The organism is Shewanella sp. AC34-MNA-CIBAN-0136 (genome assembly GCF_040309945.1).
Taxonomy (GTDB): Bacteria; Pseudomonadota; Gammaproteobacteria; order Enterobacterales; family Shewanellaceae; genus Shewanella.
Window position 1 is genome coordinate 1 of sequence record NZ_JBEOPJ010000051.1, and the last position, 467, is coordinate 467.

The following is a 467-nucleotide window of genomic DNA, read 5'->3' on the forward strand; positions in this document are numbered from 1 at the left end:
TGATGTGGTCAAGTAAAACTGTACACAAACAGGGGGCGTTTTATGCAGCCATTTCGGCAGCCGCTGGCGTCATATAATTGTTATAACTATGACCACGTTTTGTATTGTAGTGCTTTAGTATGTAATTCAACGCATCCAGCTTCGCTTCATCAAAATTGTTGTAACCATACTTCGGCATCCATTCTGTTTTAAAACTTCTAAAAAAACGTTCCATTACCGCGTTATCCCAGCAGTTTCCTCGTCGACTCATACTCTGCGTTATTTGATATTTCCACAGCATTTGTCGATATTGAAGACTACTGTAATGGCAACCCTGGTCAGAATGAAACATCAGGTTTTGGGGCCGTCCACGACTTTCAAATGCCATTCTTAATGCTGCACAAGTCAAATCGGTATTCGGGCTGTCAGAGCAAGCCCAACCCACCACTTTTCTCGCATACAAATCCATTACCACGGCTAAATAGAGC

Annotated in this window: 1 protein-coding gene; it reads right to left on the reverse strand. The window is 42.6% G+C overall.

All coding sequences use genetic code 11. The annotated features are described in order from the left end of the window. Positions 1 to 40 precede the first annotated feature (40 nt). A partial coding sequence (locus AAEY94_RS20625; RefSeq protein WP_350979899.1) for an IS3 family transposase occupies positions 41 to 467 on the reverse strand: 427 nt, incomplete at its 5' end.